The organism is Lelliottia wanjuensis, from assembly GCF_030238365.1.
Lineage (GTDB): Bacteria > Pseudomonadota > Gammaproteobacteria > Enterobacterales > Enterobacteriaceae > Enterobacter > Enterobacter wanjuensis.
This window is the reverse complement of the sequence record NZ_JASSOT010000001.1, coordinates 107,490-125,073: the sequence shown is the minus strand read 5'-3', so window position 1 is coordinate 125,073 and position 17,584 is coordinate 107,490. Positions and strand designations below refer to the sequence as shown.

The window sequence follows — 17,584 nt, the reverse complement described above, 5'->3', positions numbered from 1 at the left end:
TACATCAGGAAACTATCAGAACGAGTGCTCGGCATGACGCGGATAAACCCGGTGTTCATGCTGAGGCGTCTCCTGCCAGTCAGGTTGCGAGCCCCCTTCCAGTCTGAAATTTCGGGTGCGGGTCTGAAGCTCAATTACCTGGTTTTTCAGCACGTCGGAGGAACCGGATAGCTCATCCACCATCGCCACGTTGCTCTGCGTGACACGCTCCAGCTCGGATAGCGCCTGAGTGATTTGCGAAATCCCTTTTTCCTGTTCGGCGGTGCTCGCAGAAATTTCGTCCATCAGTTTACTGACATGCCCGGAACCGTTGACGATCTCGTGCATGTTCTTTTCTGCTTCAGAGACCACCGTCACCCCCTGCGTGACGTTGCTGCTGGTCACGTCGATCAGCGACTTGATGCTCTTGGCCGCTTCCGCACTGCGATGGGCCAGATTGCGCACTTCACCGGCGACCACAGAGAAACCTTTACCGTGATCCCCCGCCCTCGCCGCTTCAACCGCCGCGTTGAGCGCCAGAATGTTGGTCTGGAAGGCAATTCCGTCGATCAGCGAGATGATCTCCGTCATTTGCTGCGCGCATTCCGTAATCGACTGCATGTTATTGGCGACTTGCCCCATCAGCTCGCCCCCTTTACGCGCCTGCACTGTGGCGAGGTTCGCCCTTTCGCTCGCCAGACGGGTATTGTCGGCATTGTTGCGGGTGCTGGCGGCCATCTGCTCCATGCTGGCGGCAGTCTGGATCAGCGAAGCGGACTGTTGTTCCGTTTTCACCGCCAGCTGCGCACTACGGGAGGAGAGTTGTTCGGAGAGGGTCATCGCGGTTTGCGACGAGGCGCGGATTTCACGCACCAGGGTGGCGATGTTGCTGGATAAACTATTGATCCCTGGAATCAGGCGGCCTGCACAGTTATTGCCGAACTCAGGAATGGAGACGGCAAGATTGCCTGAGGTCACTTCTTCGATACTTTTTTTCACGGTATTGATCGGCGTCACAAGATATTTTGTCATGTAGGACCAGAGCAACAAGACCGCAAGCACATTAATAATATTTACTGCGATAAAAAGCGATGTACTTTTCGATAAAGCCCAAACCAAACCATCAATCACTAAAAGCACGACCAGCAGAAAGTAAATAATAAATGTTCTTACGCTAATATTTCTAAGCATAATTGATCCCATACCACAAGTCGGAGGAGGTATATTGGTTATAGCATTCGCATTTTCTTTTTCCACCACATTTTAAGTGGCATTTATTATTCACCTTCGGATGCCGGGAATTTACCTTAAGTCAGCACAGAGAATCAGGAGATCACAAACAGCAGGCATAATCTCTTTTTAACCCTTACTTTTCCTGTGACAACAATCATTAGCAAACAGATAATTAAATATGACCATTCAGTTTATTAAGAGTTAATGCTGTTAGTGATTAAAATCATGTAGCGTTACTTAAGTCATTAATGAGAGAATATATCCTCAATGCGTTTTAACTCGCAAAAAATAACGCGTTTGTTGTTGATTTTTGATAAGCAACTAATCTTGGAATTAGTTAGAGTAAGCCACGGCGGTGATGAGTCGCGCACCGGATGAACTCAATAACGATTTTTAGCGTGGGATTACACAATGCTCGATGTGTCCTGGGACCCCGTACTCATCGCCATCTCATTCCTGGTGGCCTTTATCGCTTCATTTGTCGCACTCGACAGTGCGGGCAAAATATCGGGAGCCAGCCGCAAAGCCGCCCTCTGGTGGCGCATTGCCGGAGGCGCCACCCTCGGAATTGGCGTCTGGTCGATGCATTTTATCGGTATGCTCTCCATGAAAATGCCGATGGCGATGAGCTACCACTTCTGGCTCACCGTTGCCTCACTGGCTATCGCGATTATCGCGGCCACCAGCGCAATTAATATCGCCGTACCGGGCAACTATCTGTCGTTGACACGCTGGTTTTTTTCCACCCTGATCCTCAGCGCAGGCGTCGTCGCCATGCACTACACCGGGATGGCAGCCCTGATGCTGCACGACGATATCAGCTGGAATATGAATATCGTGGCGCTTTCCGTCGCCATTGCTATCGTCGCGTCGGGTGCCGCCCTTTGGCTCGCTTTCCATCTGCGCCATCGCCATAAAGGTGTCTTTATTAACCGCGTGGCCGCCGCCTTTGTGATGGGGCTGGCGATTTGCGCCATGCACTACACGGGCATGAGCGCCGCGAATTTTCACCATGAGATGGACAACATGCCCGGCGGCGTAAGCGAGCTGGGCCTCTCTATTTGGGTCTCATCCACCACTCTGGTGCTGCTGGGGATCATGCTCATTATCTCCCTCGTGGACTCTCATTTCCGTACCCACCGCCTGACGGAGAATCTGCGCCAGTTGAATAAACAGCTGGAGCTCAAGGCAAGGTTTGACGCCCTCACCGGCCTCGCCAACCGTCATCAAATGGATCTCAGTCTGCAGGATTGTCTGCACACTTCACTGCTGAATAAAAAACAGTTTGCGGTGATGTTTCTGGATATCGATCACTTCAAGCTGGTGAATGACGCCTGGGGTCACCAGGTGGGCGATGAGCTATTAATCAGCGTTGCGCAGCGGATTACCGCCAGACTGACGCAAGGGGTGACCCTCGCGAGACTCGGCGGAGATGAATTTATCCTGCTGCTGCCCGACAGCGATGACGACAAAATATCCTCCCTGGCCATGACTCTGCTCGACGAGATCCGCCGCCCTTTCTTCATTTGCGGCCATACGCTCAATATCACTCTGAGCCTTGGCGTGAGTCTCTATCCGCAGCACGGTGAAACGCTCCACGAGCTGAAATTCAAAGCCGATGCGGCGATGTACCACATCAAACAGGAGGGACGAAACGGCTGGGCGATTTACCGCCCGGAGATGTCCAAAAGCATTTCGGCGGAGCCGTCTTTCCTGCAGGATTTGACCCAGGCGCTGGAGCGCGAGCAGTTTGAACTCTGGTATCAGCCCACCTATCTCGCTGAACTGAAAGAGATCCACGGTTTTGAAGCGCTGCTGCGCTGGCACCACCCGGAACAGGGGGTTCTGCTGCCGAGTGTGTTCCTGTCGTCACTGGAGAAGACCGGTTTAATCATTCCCGTCGGCGTGTGGGCTATTGAGCAGGCGTGTCGGCAATTACGGTTCTGGACGGAGCAAGGGTTTAGCCAGTGGACGCTCTCCTTTAATTTGTCCCCCGTTCAGTTTGAGCAACAGGATATATTCGAGGTTATTTCCAGCACCATGCAGAAATACAACCTTGAGCCGTCGCGGTTGATTCTGGAAGTGACCGAAAGCACCGCGTTAAAAAACCTTGAGCGCAGCATTGAATTATTAGACGCATTTAACCATGCCGGTTTTACGGTCTCTATCGACGACTTCGGTACCGGATACTCCAACCTGTTGATGCTCAATGTGCTTCCTGCGAAAGAGCTCAAAATAGATAAAAGCTTTATCGACAGCATGCTGGAAAACGAGAAAAGCAAAAAGATTGTCGAAACGATTATTCACGTGGCGCGCACCATGGATATGGTCGTTGTCGCCGAAGGGATTGAAACGGAAGAGCAACAGCTGACGCTCGCAAGCCTGGGGTGTGATTATTTACAGGGCTATTATTTCTCCCGCCCTCTCCCGGCGGAACAAGTGCCGTGGCTGGTATTACAAAATAAATCTGACAAACAAATTATACCAATCGGTAAAAATCAAATAGACCCCCCACTGAATACACAAAAAAATCATGCCTGATGTGCTGAAGTAGAGTATGTTTTTGGTAAGCCCACGTGTCTATATTGCGTCGTGAACATCAGGCAGGTCTGCCGATGAATGGGAAGAATCTATGTTGCCACACAGCTTTGATGCGCTGAATTTCATCAAGACACCGGTATGGTTAGTTTCACCCGTTTCTGAACATCTTATTTTCGCCAATATTGCGGCGACCGACATGATGCGTAATAAAACGCTCACCGAGATGCGTCAGGGGATCTATTCCGCCAGCGCGCAGCAGCAGCTGGCGATGTATGTTCCGGATCTCAAATCCGAACTCGATATCGTCGAGATCTGGACGGTCTGGCGCGATGGTCATGAAACCACGCTCAGCTGTCGCCTGTCTCTCGCCGGGCACGAGGTCGTGGGCGATGTTATCGTCTTCGAGGGCATCGTCTCCCAGGCCCCCTCCGGGCTAAAAGCCAGTCGCTCGGCGAACTATCAACGCAAAAAACAGGGTTTCTATGCCCGCTTCTTTCAGACCAACAGCGCCCCCATGCTGTTGATTGACCCGGCCCGGGACGGGCTGATCGTCGACGCCAACCTGGCCGCCCTGAATTTTTACGGCTATCACCACGATACGATGTGCAGCAAACATACGTGGGAAATTAATACCTTAGGCCGCGATATTTTGCCGATCATGACTGAGATTGCGCGTCTGCCCGGTGGGCATAAACCGCTCAATTTCGTTCACCGTTTAGCCGACGGCTCGACCCGCCACGTGCAAACTTACGCCGGTCCGATTGAGATCTACGGCGACAAGCTCATGCTGTGCATCATTCACGACATCACCGAGCAGAAAAGGCTGGAGCAAGAGCTGGAGCACGCGGCGCTGCGCGACTCCATGACCGGCCTGCTCAACCGTCGGCAGTTTTATCTCATCACCGAACAGACTAATCCATCCCATCTGCCTGCCCAGCAGCAGTTCAGTTTGCTGCTGGTCGATACGGATCATTTCAAAAATATCAATGACGTGTTTGGTCATTCCAAAGGCGATGAGGTGCTGATTTCCCTGTCGCGCATGCTTGAAGCCTGCAGCCGCAAAGACGATTTTGTCTTCCGCTGGGGCGGCGAGGAGTTCGTGCTCCTGCTGCCGCGCACCACGCTGGACGTAGCGATGCAGGTGGCCGAGACCATTCGCGCGGAAGTGGCGCGCATTGCCATCCCCGGCCTGCCCCGCTTTACGGTGAGTATTGGCGTGGCGCGTCACAACCCGGACGAGAGTATCGACGACCTGTTTAAGCGCGTAGACGACGCTTTATATCGCGCCAAAAACAATGGCCGAAATAAAGTCCTCGCGGCCTGAAAACTGGAGTATTGATAAAAGCCTCGTTACAATGCCCCCTCGAATAAACAGACGTCAGGTGGGTAACTTTTGCTATGGGGAAAACAGAAGTCATACTCATCCTAATTATTCTCAGCGTAATTATATTTGGTTTTTGGTTTATTTTTAGCGGTGAGATGTGGCATCTGGTGGGGTTCATTGAAAGCAGTCTCTATCCGACGATAGATGCGCCCTGACTGATAAAATCAGGCCCGTACTGCGACGGGCCTTTTTTACCAATTAATGTTTCTCGATATACATCGTCCGGCTGTAAGCCACATCTTCTGCGTTATTTATCGGATACCCTTTTACCCACGGCTTAATCAGGCGGCCGTTGGTATATTGATAAATTGGCGCGATAGGCGCTTTTTCCGCGAGGATCTTCTCCGCGGCGTTGTAATCGGCATTACGCGCTTTTGCCGTGGTTTCCAGCGACGCCTGATTAATAATCTTGTCGTATGCCGGATCGTTGAAGCGAGAAATATTACCGCTGTGTGTCGAGGTCAGCAGGGACAGGAAGGTTGACGGCTCGTTGTAATCCCCCACCCAAGAGGCACGGATCACATCGAAATTGCCGGTGTTACGGCTATCGATGTAGGTTTTCCACTCCTGGTTCTGCAGCTTCACGTCCACACCGAGGTTTTTCTTCCACATCGACGCCACCGCAATGGCGATTTTCTGGTGGTTTTCAGAGGTGTTGTACAGCAGGGTCAGTTTCAGCGGACGCTGCGGCCCGTAGCCCGCGGCCTGCAACAGCATCTTGGCCTGCGCATTCAGCTCCGCCTGCGGCATCTGCTCGAACGGCGAGGTTTCAGGCGTAAAGCCGGCCGTCACATCCGGGGTAAAATGCCACGCCGGTTTTTCGCCGGTACCCAGCACTTTCTCGGCCATAATCCGGCGGTCGATGGTCATGCTCAGCGCCAGACGCACGCGCTGGTCAGCCGTTGGCCCTTTCTGGGTGTTAAACGCGTAGTAATAAGTGCCCAGCTGCGGCGGCGTGTACACCTGGCCCGGAATATCCTTGAGCAGCTTCTGATAGAGATTTTTTGGGAAAGATTCGGTGATATCAATATCCCCCGCCAGATAGCGCTTGGTGGCCGATGACTCCTGGTTGATCGGAATAAAGGTCACTTTTTTCAGCACGGTTTTGGCGTTATCCCAGTACGACGTATTCGGCTCAACGACCAGCTTTTCATTTACCACGCGATCGGTCAGCACGTAAGCCCCGTTGCCGACCAGCGCGCCGGGACGGGTCCACTCTTTCCCACTCTCTACGTTGGCTTTTTGCACCGGATAGAAGGCAAAACTGGCCGTCAGATTAGCGAACCACGGCAGGGGTTTATCGAGCTGCACGCGCAGGGTTTTAGCATCCACCGCCGTAATGCCCAACTGGTTGGGCTGCGCCTTGCCGTCGATAATGCTCTGGGCGTTGGTGATCCCCGCCAGTGCCGCAAACCACGCAAATGGCGAGGTGGTTTTAGGATCGACCAGACGCTGCCAGCTGTAGACAAAATCTTGCGCCGTCACTGGCGTACCGTCGGACCACTTCGCGTTATCGCGCAGAGTAAACGTCCAGGTGCGGTTGTCATTGCTCTGCCATTTAGTGGCGACACCGGGGATCAGCTCGCCCTTTTCGTTCTGATTCACCAGGCCTTCGAACAGATCGCGGATCACCTGAATTTCCGGTAATCCCACGGCTTTCGCCGGGTCGAGCGAGGCGGGTTCGTCTTTAATATGGCGGACCAGCTCCTGTTTTGGCGCAAGTTGAGTTCCCTGAGGAATGTCGGCCGCGTATGAAACCGATGAGAGTCCGCACAGCCACAGCGCAGTACAGAGCAGCGAAACAGGATGCTTCATGAGATCCCCTTTAAAATGGTGGGTAACAAGCAGATGCGTAATTATTTGTTTCGAAACAGAGAAATGCAAATACCTTCGCGCGGAAAGTTGAGATCGGGCCAGTTTCTCGCGACGTTGAAACTATTTGATTAACCGCGTGTTTTACACAACACTGCTGTAAAGAACTCGCTATCAGGATTTCGTATGTCACTTAACCGCCCAAGAACGGAACGTGGCGCTTTCCCGCCCGGAACGGAACACTACGGTCGCTCATTTTTAGGCGCTCCGCTGATCTGGTTTCCTGCCTCGCAGGCCGACCGCCACAGCGGGCTGATCATCGCCGGTACGCACGGGGATGAGAACTCCTCTATCGTCACCCTCTCCTGCGCCCTGCGCACCCTCGCCCCTGACCTGCGCCGTCATCATGTGGTGTTAACCGTCAACCCGGACGGCTGTCAGCTTGGGCTGCGCGCCAACGCGCGCGGTGTCGATCTCAACCGTAACTTCCCGGCGGCCAACTGGCGCGCGGGAGAAACCGTCTATCGCTGGAACAGCGCGGCGGACGAGCGTGATGTGGTGCTGCTCACCGGCGAAAAACCGGGCTCAGAGCCTGAAACGCAGGGGTTGTGTCAGCTGATCCATCATCTGCAACCGGCGTGGGTAGTGTCATTCCACGATCCACTGGCCTGCATCGAGGATCCGCGCCACACGGAATTAGGCGAGTGGCTGGCGGACGCTTTCGCCCTGCCGCTGGTCACCAGCGTGGGCTATGAAACACCGGGCTCTTTTGGCAGCTGGTGTGCGGACCTCGGCCTGCACTGCATCACCGCCGAGTTCCCGCCCGTTTCATCGGATGAAGCGAGCGAGAAATACTTGAAAGCGATGACCGGGCTGCTGCGCTGGCACTCTCAGAGGTGAAGCGTACCGGTGGTAAAATTCAGCGCGGGTGAGACGTCAACGGCGAGCCAGGTTGGCCCGTCAAGATCGGCGAAATTCACCTGCTCTGTCAGCGGTAATGCGGCGCTGATGGCTCGGGAGGTGCAGAGCATGCACCCGAGCATCAGGGCAAAACCTTCTGCACGCGCCTGCTTCGCCAGCGCCAGCGCTTCCGTCAGTCCGCCGGTCTTATCGAGCTTAATGTTCACCATCTCATAGCGCCCTTTCAGGCCCGCGAGACTCTCGCGCGTATGGCAGCTTTCGTCCGCGCAGATAGGCAGCGGGTGAATGAAGTTTTCCAGCGCGGCATCTTCCGCCGACGGCAGCGGTTGTTCGAGCATCGCCACGCCCAAATCCGCCAGCAGCTGACAGCGCGCGGCCAGACCTTCACTCCTCCAGGATTCGTTGGCATCGACAATCAGCGTCGCATCAGGCACCGCGCCGCGGATCGCCACCATCCGCTCGCTGATCAGATGATCGTCGAGTTTGACTTTCAACAGCCGCGCACCGGACTCATACAGCGCTCTGGCGCTGGCGGCCATTTGCGACGGCTCGCCGATGACCACGGTTTGCGCCGTGACGATAGTCTCCGGCAGCGCCACGCCGAGGGACTCAGAGATGGTGTGATTCAGGCGATGTGCCTCCAGCGACCACAACGCACAGTCGACGGCATTGCGCGCCGCGCCTGCCGGTAACGCCTGCTGCAGCGCCTCGCGGCTCATGCCCTTTTCCAGCTCAGGAACGATGGTCATGACCTGCGCCATCACCGAGGCCAGGCTTTCGCCGTAGCGCGGATACGGCGTGCATTCGCCCGCGCCTTTTATCCCGTCTTCTTCAATTTCTACCACCACCACGCAGGCTTCGCTGCGGCTGCCGCGAGAGATCACAAACGGCGTATGCAACGGCCATGCTTCTTCATAGACCTTGACGGTTCTCATCACTCGCTCCTGTAGGGCAAAATAGGTTTGCCGTGTTATCCGCTGTTGTCATACACTAACCACGACGTTAACTATATGTAAACAGGAAGATATCTATGTCACAACTCGTTCATTTCCAGGGCAACCCGGTTTCTGTTGCAGGTTCCATTCCGCAGGCAGGCAGCAAGGCGCAGGCTTTTACCCTCGTGGCAAAAGATCTGTCTGACGTAACGCTGGCTCAGTTCGCCGGTAAACGCAAAGTCCTGAACATTTTCCCGAGCATCGACACCGGCGTTTGCGCCGCGTCCGTGCGTAAATTCAACCAGCTGGCTACCGAAGTGGACAACACCGTGGTGCTGTGCATTTCCGCTGACCTGCCATTCGCCCAGTCCCGCTTCTGCGGTGCAGAAGGCCTGAGCAACGTTATCACGCTTTCTACCCTGCGTAGCCCAGATTTCCTGGAAAACTACGGTGTCGGTATCGCCGAAGGCCCACTGAAAGGCCTGGCCGCGCGTGCGGTACTGGTGATTGATGAAAACGACGCTGTGATCTTCAGCGAGCTGGTGAATGAAATCACCAACGAGCCAGATTACACCGCCGCGCTGGACGTGCTGAAAGCGTAATTGCATTGATTTTGTAGGCCGGGTAAGCGCAGCGCCACCCGGCGGTGAAAGCTCCGCAATGCGGAGCTTTCTTTTTACCCGTCTCAGAGCAAACAGGAACGAAAATGATCTCTTTTGAAAAAAGCATTCCCATTTTTCGCATGTTTGACGAACAAAAAGCGCGAGAATTTTATCTGGATTTTCTCGGGTTCAGCGTCGAATTTGAACACCGCTTTGAAGCTGACCTGCCCCTGTATATGGGCATCAGCCGCAACGGTCTGCAAATACATCTTTCTGAACACCATGGCGACGCTTGTCCAGGCGCGACCCTCTTCGTTCCAATGAGCAATATTGAATTATTGAGGGATGAACTGAAGCAGAAGCATTACAGCTACGGGCGGCCTGATATCGTTCAGCAGGACTGGGGGAAAATCCTGGAAGTGTGCGATCCGTTTGGGAACAGGATTCGGTTTTGCGAAGCGTAAATAAAATGCCCGCTGGTGATATAACGCGGACCCAATGCATTTCGGGTCGCGTATAAACAGTCAGCGGACATCGCACTCAATAGGGTGGGATCAGGATCACCCCATCACCACGTATTCAAAAACTCCGCAATCTCATCAATTCGCGTTTCATCGATACCGGCTTCTTTCGCCATCTCACTCTGCGCTTCTTCGCTGATCTCTTCGTTACTCATCAAACGGGTGATGAGCGACTGGAAATAATAAGCCACCGCGTCGCGCTCTGCTTCGCTCACCGGATTTGCGGATTCTTTCGAATATTCATCGGCGATGTCATAAAACTTTAAAGGGATTTCGTTGCTCATACGTTTCTCTTTTATTCGTCGGTTTTTTTCTGGTTCAGACCGTACTCGCGCAATTTATTGGCGATGGCCGTATGCGACACGCCGAGGCGTTTCGCCAGTTTTCGGGTGCTCGGGTAGTTACGATAAAGCTGGGTCAGGACTGAACGCTCGAAACGGCTGGTGATATCGTCCAGCGATCCTTCCATCGCCTCTTCGCCGACAGACACGGTTCCCGCATCGTAATCCGGCAGCAGAATGTCCTGGGAGCGCAGTTCGTAACCTTCCAGCTGGGTGAGCGCGCGGTAGACGGCGTTCTTCAACTGGCGGATATTGCCCGGCCAGCCGTAGCGGGTCAGCATTGAGCCTAAATCTGCGGACAATTTCGGACGCGGCACGCCCTGCTCGTCGGCGAAGCGCGCCACGAACAGTTCGGTCAGCGGCATAATGTCCTGCGGACAGTCGCGCAGCGGCGGAATGTTGAGTGTCAGGACGTTCAGTCGGTAGTAAAGATCCTCGCGGAACACGCCCTTCTGCACCAGTTCGACGAGGTTTTTCTGCGTCGCGCATATGACGCGCACATCCACGTGAACTTCATGATCCTCCCCGACGCGGCGGAAAGTGCCGTCATTGAGGAAACGCAGCAGTTTGGCCTGCATGCGCGGCGACATCTCGCCGATCTCATCCAGCAATACCGAGCCGCCGTTGGCCTGCTCGAAGAAACCTTTTTTGCCCTCCGGCGCGTGGCCGAACAGCTCGCTCTCGACCGCATCTTCCGGAATCGACGCACAGTTCAGGGCCAGGTAAGGTTTCGCCGCGCGCGGGCTGGCGGTGTGAACCGCATGGGCCAGTAAATCCTTGCCGGTTCCCGTTTCGCCGGTGATCAGCAGCGGTGCGGTGAGGTTGGCGAGCTTACGCGCCTGATCGACCACGTGCTTCATTTTCGGGCTGACGGCAATAATCTGGCTGAACGCGCCGACATCCTGGTTGGACAGGTTCTGCAGCTGACGGCCCATGCGAATGGTGGAGCGGAGCATGATCACCGCGCCGGTCAGCACGCTGACATCGTTCTCGCCGCGCAGATGCACCGGAGTGATCTCCATCAGGAAGTTCTGGCCGCAGATCACCACATGTTCGCTCTGGGTGCCCTGCGGATTACTGTCGAGCCAGCGCTGGAAATTGAAACCGGCGATCAGCTGTGCCGCATGATGGCTGCTCAGTTTTTCCTGACTTTGGCCAAAGAGCTGGCAGCTCGCCTGGTTGGTGCGCTCGACTTTGCCTTTCAGATCAAGAGATAAGAAGGGTTCAGGCATGGCTTCAAGCAGCGCGCTCAGCGCCAGATGCTCGCGCTCGGACGGCATCCACGGCACGGTGCGCACATCCGTAACGCCAGCGATACGGCGAATTTCAGCCATCAGGCTGCTGAATGTATTGAATTCGATTTCGGCAAAATTGAGGTAGATTCGCCCGATAGGGTCGATGTCGATGCCGCGTAAATCAATGTCACGCAAAACAAGGAGATCGAGTAATTCGCGGGTCAGGCCGATACGGTCCTGACAGAACACTTCCAGACGCATGGATAATTCACTCTTTAAGCCAGTAACCTTAAAATGATATGTCAGATATCGTCTGGCTGGAAGCTCGCTGTCAACAAATATTGACAGCGAGGTGATTTCTTCAGCGTTTACTGCGGTTTTTTGCTCAATGTCTCTTTAAGTTGCCCGATAAGCTCACGACGGAAGTCCCCGAGGCGCGGTTTGTCGTCGTTAATCCACGGCAGCGGGCGGCACAACTCCATGGCTTTGATCCCCAGACGCGCGGTCAACAGCCCGGCCCCGATCCCCTGCGCCGCGCGGGTGGACAATCGCGCGGCAAGATCCTGAGACATCCAGTCCATCCCCACTTCACGCACCAGTTCGCTGGCCCCGGCGAATGCCATGTTCAGCAGCACCAGGCGGAACAGGCGCAGACGGCTGTAATAGCCCAGCTCGATACCGTACAGCGTGGCGATTCGGTTGATGAGCCGCAGGTTGCGCCACGCGATAAAGGCCATATCCACCAGCGCCAGCGGGCTGACGGCGATCATCAGCGTCGATTCCGCCGCCGAGCGGCTAATCTCCCGTCGCGCCTGGGAGTCGAGCACCGGCTGCACAATATTTGCGTACAGCGTGACGATCTCGCGGTCGTTTTGCGTCTCGTGGATCGCCGCATACCAGCGCTGTAGCGCCGGATGCGACTGATCGATCCCGGCCTGGCTGGCCAGTTTTTCACAGAAGGCGCGCCCTTTTCCGGTGGCATGGCTGTGCAACAGATCGCGGGCTTCGTCGCGCTCGTGGGCGCGCTGGCGCAGTCGCCAGAGATGACGCCACTCGGTGGCAATGGAGCCCACGCCCGCCCCGACGATCAGCGCCCCTGCCGCGCAGCCGCCGAGAGCCACCCAGTCCTGAGTTTGCCAGGCATTCATCGTCCACTGGACGCCCTGTCCGACCACGCTCACGCCAAACAGCGTCAGCCCGGCCATCACCATTTTGCGCCACAGGCTGCGTTTGGGCCGCAGCGCCGCCTCAACTACCGCTTCTGCCTGCCCTTCGTCCGCAAGCAGTTCATCGGCGACGACAGGTGCAAATTTCTCGGCCTCCGGTCCGCTGAAAGCCTGAGCCGCTTTGAAAGCTTCGGCCCGCTCCTGCTCAAGCGTGCCGGTAAAATCGATGCGTGGCTTTAAAGGTTCGGTCATCGCAGCTTATCTCCTATTAAAAACTCCAGCGCCGCGTCCAGGCGAATGTGCGGCAACGGCTGGTCGACATTCATTGCCTGAGGGCGAAACGCCTCAAACTGAAAACCCTGATTTTGCCAGAACGCCTGCCCCGGCAGACGAGCGGGCACTTCGCCGGGATAGACGGTCAGCGGTTCGCCGTCGCTAAGACGGTTGCCGCGCAGGGCCGGGATTTTCTCGCCATTGACGTCGATCAGCCCGCTTTGCGTGGCCTGAACCGCCGCCAGCCCCAGGCAATCCATGCTGATCCCTTCGAACGCTGCATTTTGCCAGGCATCTTGCACCAGCTGTTGCAGCAGCGAGACCATGTTTGCGTGTTGATCGACAGTCACATGATCCGCTTTGGTCGCCGCAAACAGCAGCTTATCGATCACCGGCGAAAACAGGCGGCGGAACAGGGTTCGCTGCCCGTAGTGGAAACTCTGCATGAGTTGCGTGAGCGCCAGGCGCATATCGTTGAAGGCCTGCGGCCCGCTGTTGAGCGGCTGCAGGCAGTCCACCAGCACGATCTGACGGTCGAAGCGCAGGAAGTGATTTTTGTAGAACCCCTTCACCACTTTCTCGCAGTAGTAGTTAAAGCGATCGCGGAGCATCCCGACGTTACTGTGTTTGTCCGCCATCGCCAGTTTTGATTCGCCCCAGCCATCGACGTCCGGCCACGGGAAGAACTGCAGCGCAGGCGCGCCTGCCATTTCGCCCGGCAGCACAAACCGGCCAGGCTGGATAAAGTGCAGCCCCTGCTGTTTGCATTGATGAAGATAATCAGTCCAGGCCTGGGCAATCGCCGCCAGACGGTTTTCGTCCGCCGTTGCCAGCGGGTCCAGCCCGGCGCAGAGTTCGCGCCATTTTGCCGACCATTCCGCGCGCTGGCCCTGCAACAGACCGGTCATTTGTCGCGACCAGCTCAGATAATCCTGGGCCAGCATCGGTAAATCGAGCAGCCATTCGCCGGGATAATCGACGATTTCCAGATACAGCGTGGAGGTCTCTTTGAAATGGCGCAGCACGGATTCGTTCGAGCGAAAACGCAGGGCGAGGCGGATCTCGCTCACGCCGCGCGTCGGCGTCGGCCAGGCGGGCGGCGTGCCGTACAGCTGCGCCAGCCCTTCGTCATAGGTAAAACGCGGGATACCAAAGTCGCGCTGGGGTACGCGTTTGACGCCGAGCAGGCGCTCTTCGCGCGCGGCGCTCAGCAGCGGCAGGCGCGCCCCGGCGTGTAAATTGAGCAGCTGGTTAACCATCGCGGTGATAAACGCAGTTTTGCCGCTGCGGCTTAATCCCGTGACCGCCAGCCGTAAATGGCGGTCTACGCCACGGTTAACCAGTGAGTTGAATTCGTTTTTGAGTCGCTTCATCGCCATCCTGTTTTGCCCCGAAGACCGCTGATATCAGCTTCAGAATACAATAAATTGGGGCAGATCGTTGATTTTCAATTCATTGTCACTGTCATTCCCGTTTTTTCTCCCGTAATATAAACCCACTACCGCTATCATGGAGTTGTAAGGTGTATGTCACCCACCATTTATGATATTGCACGCGTTGCAGGCGTATCAAAATCAACCGTGTCCAGGGTTCTTAACAAGCAAACAAATATCTCCCCGGAAGCGCTTGAGAAAGTGCAAAAAGCGATTGATGAATTAAATTATCAACCCAACAAACTTGCCCGAGCCCTGACCTCTTCGGGCTTTGACGCGATCATGGTTATATCCACGCGTTCAGCAAAAACCACAGCCGGTAATCCTTTCTTCTCCGACGTTCTGCATACCATTACCGAAAAAGCCGAAGAGGAAGGTTTTGACGTTATTTTGCAGACCTCGAAAAGCAGCGAAGATGATTTGCAGAAATGCGAAAGTAAAATTAAGCAAAAAATGGTCAAGGGAATTATCATGCTCAGTTCACCGGCTGATGAATCCTTTTTCCCCCGTCTCGACAGCTACGGTATTCCGGTGGTGGTGATTGGTAAAGTCGAAGGGGATTTCCAGAATATCTACTCTGTCGATACGGATAATTTTCACGGCAGCCAGATATTAACCGAGACCTTTATTCAGAATGGTCATCGTAAAATTGCCTGCCTGCACGCCCCGCTCGATTATCACGTTTCCATCGATCGCCTGGCGGGCTATAAATCGAGCCTCGAGAAACACCAGATTGCATTCAATGCAGACTGGGTAGTTGACGGCGGTTACACCCACGAGAGCGCCCTTGAGGCCGCCTGCCAATTGCTCTCTTCCGGGCAGCCGCCGCGCGCCGTGTTTGCGACCGACAGCATGAAATTGCTCGCCCTGTATCGCGCCGCAGACGAGCTCAACCTGATGATCCCGGAGCAGCTGGCGGTCGCCGGATACACCGACCCTTTACTGTCGCTGATTTTAACGCCGGAGCCGGGTGGTTTTGAGATCCCGACCCGACAGCTCGGCGAGCAAAGCTGCGAAGTGCTGTTTAACCGCATCGCCGGGAAAGCGGCGCCGCGTCAGGTGATTGTCGATACTCATCTGACCAAAACACGCTCCCTGCGCTGAAACCAGGGGCGTTTCAGCCCCTGGCATCCAGCCATTAAAACGCGTAGTTCACGCCCACGCCCGCATAGTGGAAGCGGTCGTTTTTACCTTCATCATGATTTTGCCACTCGTAGGCATATTCCAGGGTCATGGAAAGCCCATTGGTAAAATCATAGGCGTAGAGCATACCCAGTCGGTTGAAATCGTGCCCTTCGCGCTCAGGATCGTCCTGCCAGTCCCAGTTCGACCAGCGATCCAGACCAATGCGGGTATACGGCGTTAAGGTCGTATTACCCAGAGAGATCGGCAAATAGGCGCGAATTTCCTGCGTGGAGAACTCACCGTTATTTCGGCTGCCGTCCATATTAAAGCCGCGCTCTAAATAGTAATTCGCTTTCGCCGAAAAGGTTTCGTTAATGGTCCAGGTAAATCCGGTTTCGGTTTCTACGCGGCTGTCGGAATAACCGGTTTTTTCCAGATCGTTGGCAAACTGATACATCGCAAACCAGCCGCTAAAGCGCCAGTCATCGCTCAGTTTCAGATCCCAGTCGGGCTGAATTTTATAGCGCTGCATATTTGCCGTTCCGTCTTTCGCACCGTGCTCATCTTTAAAATGATAACTGTAATTACGAAAACCGCCGGTCAGGCCGAAAGTAAAATCATCGGTGCCGATAAAACGATAGCGCAGTTCAAGCTCCGGGCGGTCGAAATAGGTGCCACGGGTCATACTGCTGTAATCCACCGGACCTTCCTGATACATCGCCATGGAAATTGTCCAGGCGTCGTAAGTGGCATTAAACCAAACGGAGGGTTCATATAAACCGTCTTTATCTTCGCCCTGCCCCTCGACGTTTTCAATTTCATACATGGCACCGATATTAAAGGTCCACTTATCAGTATGTTCTGCTGCATGGACGCATGTTGCCCCTGCGCATAATAAAAGCGCAGCACATCTTTGTAGAGTACTCATTTCTATATTCCTTTATAAAATAACAGCTAAAAAGCCGGGAAGATAAATTCCCGGCAACGAACTTTTTATCTAATCGCTATTTCGCTATCAGCGTCGAAGAAGTGAGATTTATCCATTTCAAACTGAATCGCCAGATTATCCCCGGCGCGATAGTCATTCACTGCCCCTGCGCGCAGCACTAATTCATGCCCACCGACAGCGGCGTACAGCATAAATTCCGCCCCGGTAAGCTCTGCGACACTGACTTTGGCGTTGATTTCAGACGGTATTCCAGGAGAGGTCAGGATATCTTCCGGCCTGATGCCAAAGACCACTGCCTTACGCTGATAGCCCTTCGCATTCAGGGCCGCGAGTTTCTCTTCCGGGATTTCCAGGCGCAGGGTTTCGGTGACGAAATAACGGCCATCAATGGCACCGCGAATAAAGTTCATGGCCGGAGAGCCAATAAACCCGGCGACAAACATATTGGCCGGTTCGTTATAGACCTGCTTCGGTGCCCCCACCTGCTGAATAAACCCGTCTTTGAGGATCACAATCCGCGTCGCCATGGTCATGGCTTCCGTTTGATCGTGCGTCACGTAGATCATGGTGGTGTTCAGCTTCTGATGCAGCTTGCTGATTTCCGCGCGCATCTGCACACGCAGTTTGGCATCAAGGTTGGAGAGCGGCTCATCCATCAGGAACACACCCGCCTCACGCACGATCGCTCGCCCAAGCGCCACGCGCTGGCGCTGCCCGCCGGACAGCGCGCCCGGTTTACGCTTTAAGTAATCCCGCAGTCCCAGGATTTGCGCCGCCCAGCTGACCCTCTCCTCAATCACCGCCGGGGCAATCTTTTGCATTTTGAGGCCAAAGGCCATGTTGTCGTAAACGGTCATATGCGGATAGAGCGCGTAGTTCTGGAATACCATTGCGATGTCGCGCGATTTGGCCGGAACATCGTTCATCCGCACGCCGTCGATCACCAGATCCCCGGCGCTGATCTCCTCCAGCCCGGCAATCATGCGCAGGGTCGTGGATTTGCCGCAGCCTGACGGTCCCACAAAAACGATAAACTCTTTATCCTCAATTTCGAGGCTAAAATCCTTCACCACGTGGACCTGGTTGTCGTAGACTTTTTGAATATGTGTCAGAGATAGTTGAGCCATTTTGCCC

The 17,584-nt window shown here is 54.9% G+C and carries 16 protein-coding genes; 7 read left to right on the top strand and 9 right to left on the bottom strand.

Translation table 11 applies throughout. The features are described 5' to 3' along the window. Nucleotides 1–15 precede the first annotated feature (15 nt). Entirely contained in the window at nt 16–1,170 is a 1,155-nt protein-coding gene (locus QQF33_RS00630; RefSeq protein WP_285157197.1) for a methyl-accepting chemotaxis protein, read from the bottom strand. A gap of 453 nt (nt 1,171–1,623) precedes the next feature. Here QQF33_RS00630 and QQF33_RS00625 point away from each other — a divergent pair, with 453 nt between their 5' ends. From QQF33_RS00625 to QQF33_RS00615, 3 genes are all read left to right on the top strand, one after another. Next, on the top strand, nt 1,624–3,753 hold the full coding sequence (locus QQF33_RS00625) for a putative bifunctional diguanylate cyclase/phosphodiesterase (RefSeq protein ID WP_285157196.1): 2,130 nt from the start codon (nt 1,624–1,626) through the stop codon (nt 3,751–3,753). Nucleotides 3,754–3,844: 91 nt separating this feature from the next. Next, nucleotides 3,845–5,077 carry a sensor domain-containing diguanylate cyclase gene (locus QQF33_RS00620; protein WP_285154196.1) on the top strand — a complete coding sequence of 411 codons (1,233 nt, stop codon included), beginning with the start codon at nt 3,845–3,847 and terminating at the stop codon, nt 5,075–5,077. Nucleotides 5,078–5,151: 74 nt separating this feature from the next. Then, nucleotides 5,152–5,292 (top strand): Ecr family regulatory small membrane protein, encoded by a 141-nt coding sequence (locus QQF33_RS00615; RefSeq protein WP_282495278.1) that lies wholly within the window; start codon nt 5,152–5,154, stop codon nt 5,290–5,292. Between the two features lie 43 nt (nt 5,293–5,335). On the opposite strand, the gene QQF33_RS00610 is transcribed toward QQF33_RS00615, so the two are convergent. Then, nucleotides 5,336–6,952: a peptide ABC transporter substrate-binding protein gene (locus QQF33_RS00610; protein ID WP_285157195.1), complete on the bottom strand. Its 1,617-nt coding sequence runs from the start codon at nt 6,950–6,952 to the stop codon at nt 5,336–5,338. Nucleotides 6,953–7,135: 183 nt separating this feature from the next. Between QQF33_RS00610 and mpaA the strand changes: the two genes are divergently transcribed. Then, complete coding sequence (mpaA, locus tag QQF33_RS00605; RefSeq protein WP_285157194.1) at nt 7,136–7,849, top strand: murein tripeptide amidase MpaA; 714 nt, start codon at nt 7,136–7,138, stop codon at nt 7,847–7,849. Here mpaA and ycjG read toward each other — a convergent pair. After that, nucleotides 7,840–8,805: an L-Ala-D/L-Glu epimerase gene (gene ycjG, locus QQF33_RS00600; RefSeq protein ID WP_285157193.1), complete on the bottom strand. Its 966-nt coding sequence runs from the start codon at nt 8,803–8,805 to the stop codon at nt 7,840–7,842. The genes mpaA and ycjG overlap by 10 nt on opposite strands. A 95-nt stretch (nt 8,806–8,900) precedes the next feature. On the opposite strand from ycjG, the gene tpx reads away from it, so the two are divergent. Both tpx and QQF33_RS00590 read left to right on the top strand, forming a co-directional pair. Beyond that, the gene (tpx, locus tag QQF33_RS00595) at nt 8,901–9,407 is read left to right on the top strand and encodes a thiol peroxidase (protein ID WP_095282188.1); all 507 of its coding nucleotides are present in this window, start codon (nt 8,901–8,903) and stop codon (nt 9,405–9,407) included. Between the two features lie 104 nt (nt 9,408–9,511). Next, entirely contained in the window at nt 9,512–9,871 is a 360-nt protein-coding gene (locus tag QQF33_RS00590; RefSeq protein ID WP_285157192.1) for a glyoxalase superfamily protein, read from the top strand. A 104-nt stretch (nt 9,872–9,975) separates the two neighbouring features. Here QQF33_RS00590 and QQF33_RS00585 read toward each other — a convergent pair whose 3' ends face one another. From QQF33_RS00585 to QQF33_RS00570, 4 genes are all read right to left on the bottom strand, one after another. Further along, complete coding sequence (locus QQF33_RS00585; RefSeq protein ID WP_285157191.1) at nt 9,976–10,212, bottom strand: DUF2543 family protein; 237 nt, start codon at nt 10,210–10,212, stop codon at nt 9,976–9,978. An 11-nt stretch (nt 10,213–10,223) separates the two neighbouring features. Beyond that, nucleotides 10,224–11,765, bottom strand: a complete 1,542-nt coding sequence (gene tyrR / locus QQF33_RS00580; protein WP_285157190.1) for a transcriptional regulator TyrR — start codon at nt 11,763–11,765, stop codon at nt 10,224–10,226. A gap of 107 nt (nt 11,766–11,872) precedes the next feature. Next, on the bottom strand, nt 11,873–12,922 hold the full coding sequence (locus QQF33_RS00575) for a YcjF family protein (protein ID WP_285157189.1): 1,050 nt from the start codon (nt 12,920–12,922) through the stop codon (nt 11,873–11,875). Continuing rightward, on the bottom strand, nt 12,919–14,316 hold the full coding sequence (locus tag QQF33_RS00570; RefSeq protein WP_285157188.1) for a YcjX family GTP-binding protein: 1,398 nt from the start codon (nt 14,314–14,316) through the stop codon (nt 12,919–12,921). Before QQF33_RS00570 ends, QQF33_RS00575 begins: the two co-directional genes overlap by 4 nt. A gap of 153 nt (nt 14,317–14,469) precedes the next feature. Between QQF33_RS00570 and QQF33_RS00565 the strand changes: the two genes are divergently transcribed. After that, nucleotides 14,470–15,480, top strand: a complete 1,011-nt coding sequence (locus QQF33_RS00565) for a LacI family DNA-binding transcriptional regulator (RefSeq protein WP_285157187.1) — start codon at nt 14,470–14,472, stop codon at nt 15,478–15,480. A 34-nt stretch (nt 15,481–15,514) separates the two neighbouring features. On the opposite strand, the gene QQF33_RS00560 is transcribed toward QQF33_RS00565, so the two are convergent. Beyond that, the gene (locus tag QQF33_RS00560; protein WP_285157186.1) at nt 15,515–16,429 is read right to left on the bottom strand and encodes an OmpG family monomeric porin; all 915 of its coding nucleotides are present in this window, start codon (nt 16,427–16,429) and stop codon (nt 15,515–15,517) included. A gap of 65 nt (nt 16,430–16,494) precedes the next feature. Continuing rightward, nucleotides 16,495–17,577 (bottom strand): ABC transporter ATP-binding protein, encoded by a 1,083-nt coding sequence (locus QQF33_RS00555; RefSeq protein WP_285157185.1) that lies wholly within the window; start codon nt 17,575–17,577, stop codon nt 16,495–16,497. Between the last annotated feature and the right edge of the window lie 7 nt (nt 17,578–17,584).

Bases quoted from the DNA above. Each gene is read 5' to 3' on its own strand.
- QQF33_RS00615 (WP_282495278.1), top strand. From the start codon at position 5,152: ATGGGGAAAACAGAAGTCATACTCATCCTAATTATTCTCAGCGTAATT.
- tyrR (WP_285157190.1), bottom strand. From the start codon at position 11,765: ATGCGTCTGGAAGTGTTCTGTCAGGACCGTATCGGCCTGACCCGCGAA.
- QQF33_RS00570 (WP_285157188.1), bottom strand. From the start codon at position 14,316: ATGAAGCGACTCAAAAACGAATTCAACTCACTGGTTAACCGTGGCGTA.
- QQF33_RS00590 (WP_285157192.1), top strand. From the start codon at position 9,512: ATGATCTCTTTTGAAAAAAGCATTCCCATTTTTCGCATGTTTGACGAA.
- QQF33_RS00555 (WP_285157185.1), bottom strand. From the start codon at position 17,577: ATGGCTCAACTATCTCTGACACATATTCAAAAAGTCTACGACAACCAG.
- QQF33_RS00565 (WP_285157187.1), top strand. From the start codon at position 14,470: ATGTCACCCACCATTTATGATATTGCACGCGTTGCAGGCGTATCAAAA.
- QQF33_RS00575 (WP_285157189.1), bottom strand. From the start codon at position 12,922: ATGACCGAACCTTTAAAGCCACGCATCGATTTTACCGGCACGCTTGAG.
- QQF33_RS00560 (WP_285157186.1), bottom strand. From the start codon at position 16,429: ATGAGTACTCTACAAAGATGTGCTGCGCTTTTATTATGCGCAGGGGCA.
- ycjG (WP_285157193.1), bottom strand. From the start codon at position 8,805: ATGAGAACCGTCAAGGTCTATGAAGAAGCATGGCCGTTGCATACGCCG.
- QQF33_RS00625 (WP_285157196.1), top strand. From the start codon at position 1,624: ATGCTCGATGTGTCCTGGGACCCCGTACTCATCGCCATCTCATTCCTG.
- QQF33_RS00610 (WP_285157195.1), bottom strand. From the start codon at position 6,952: ATGAAGCATCCTGTTTCGCTGCTCTGTACTGCGCTGTGGCTGTGCGGA.
- QQF33_RS00620 (WP_285154196.1), top strand. From the start codon at position 3,845: ATGTTGCCACACAGCTTTGATGCGCTGAATTTCATCAAGACACCGGTA.
- tpx (WP_095282188.1), top strand. From the start codon at position 8,901: ATGTCACAACTCGTTCATTTCCAGGGCAACCCGGTTTCTGTTGCAGGT.
- QQF33_RS00630 (WP_285157197.1), bottom strand. From the start codon at position 1,170: ATGCTTAGAAATATTAGCGTAAGAACATTTATTATTTACTTTCTGCTG.
- mpaA (WP_285157194.1), top strand. From the start codon at position 7,136: ATGTCACTTAACCGCCCAAGAACGGAACGTGGCGCTTTCCCGCCCGGA.
- QQF33_RS00585 (WP_285157191.1), bottom strand. From the start codon at position 10,212: ATGAGCAACGAAATCCCTTTAAAGTTTTATGACATCGCCGATGAATAT.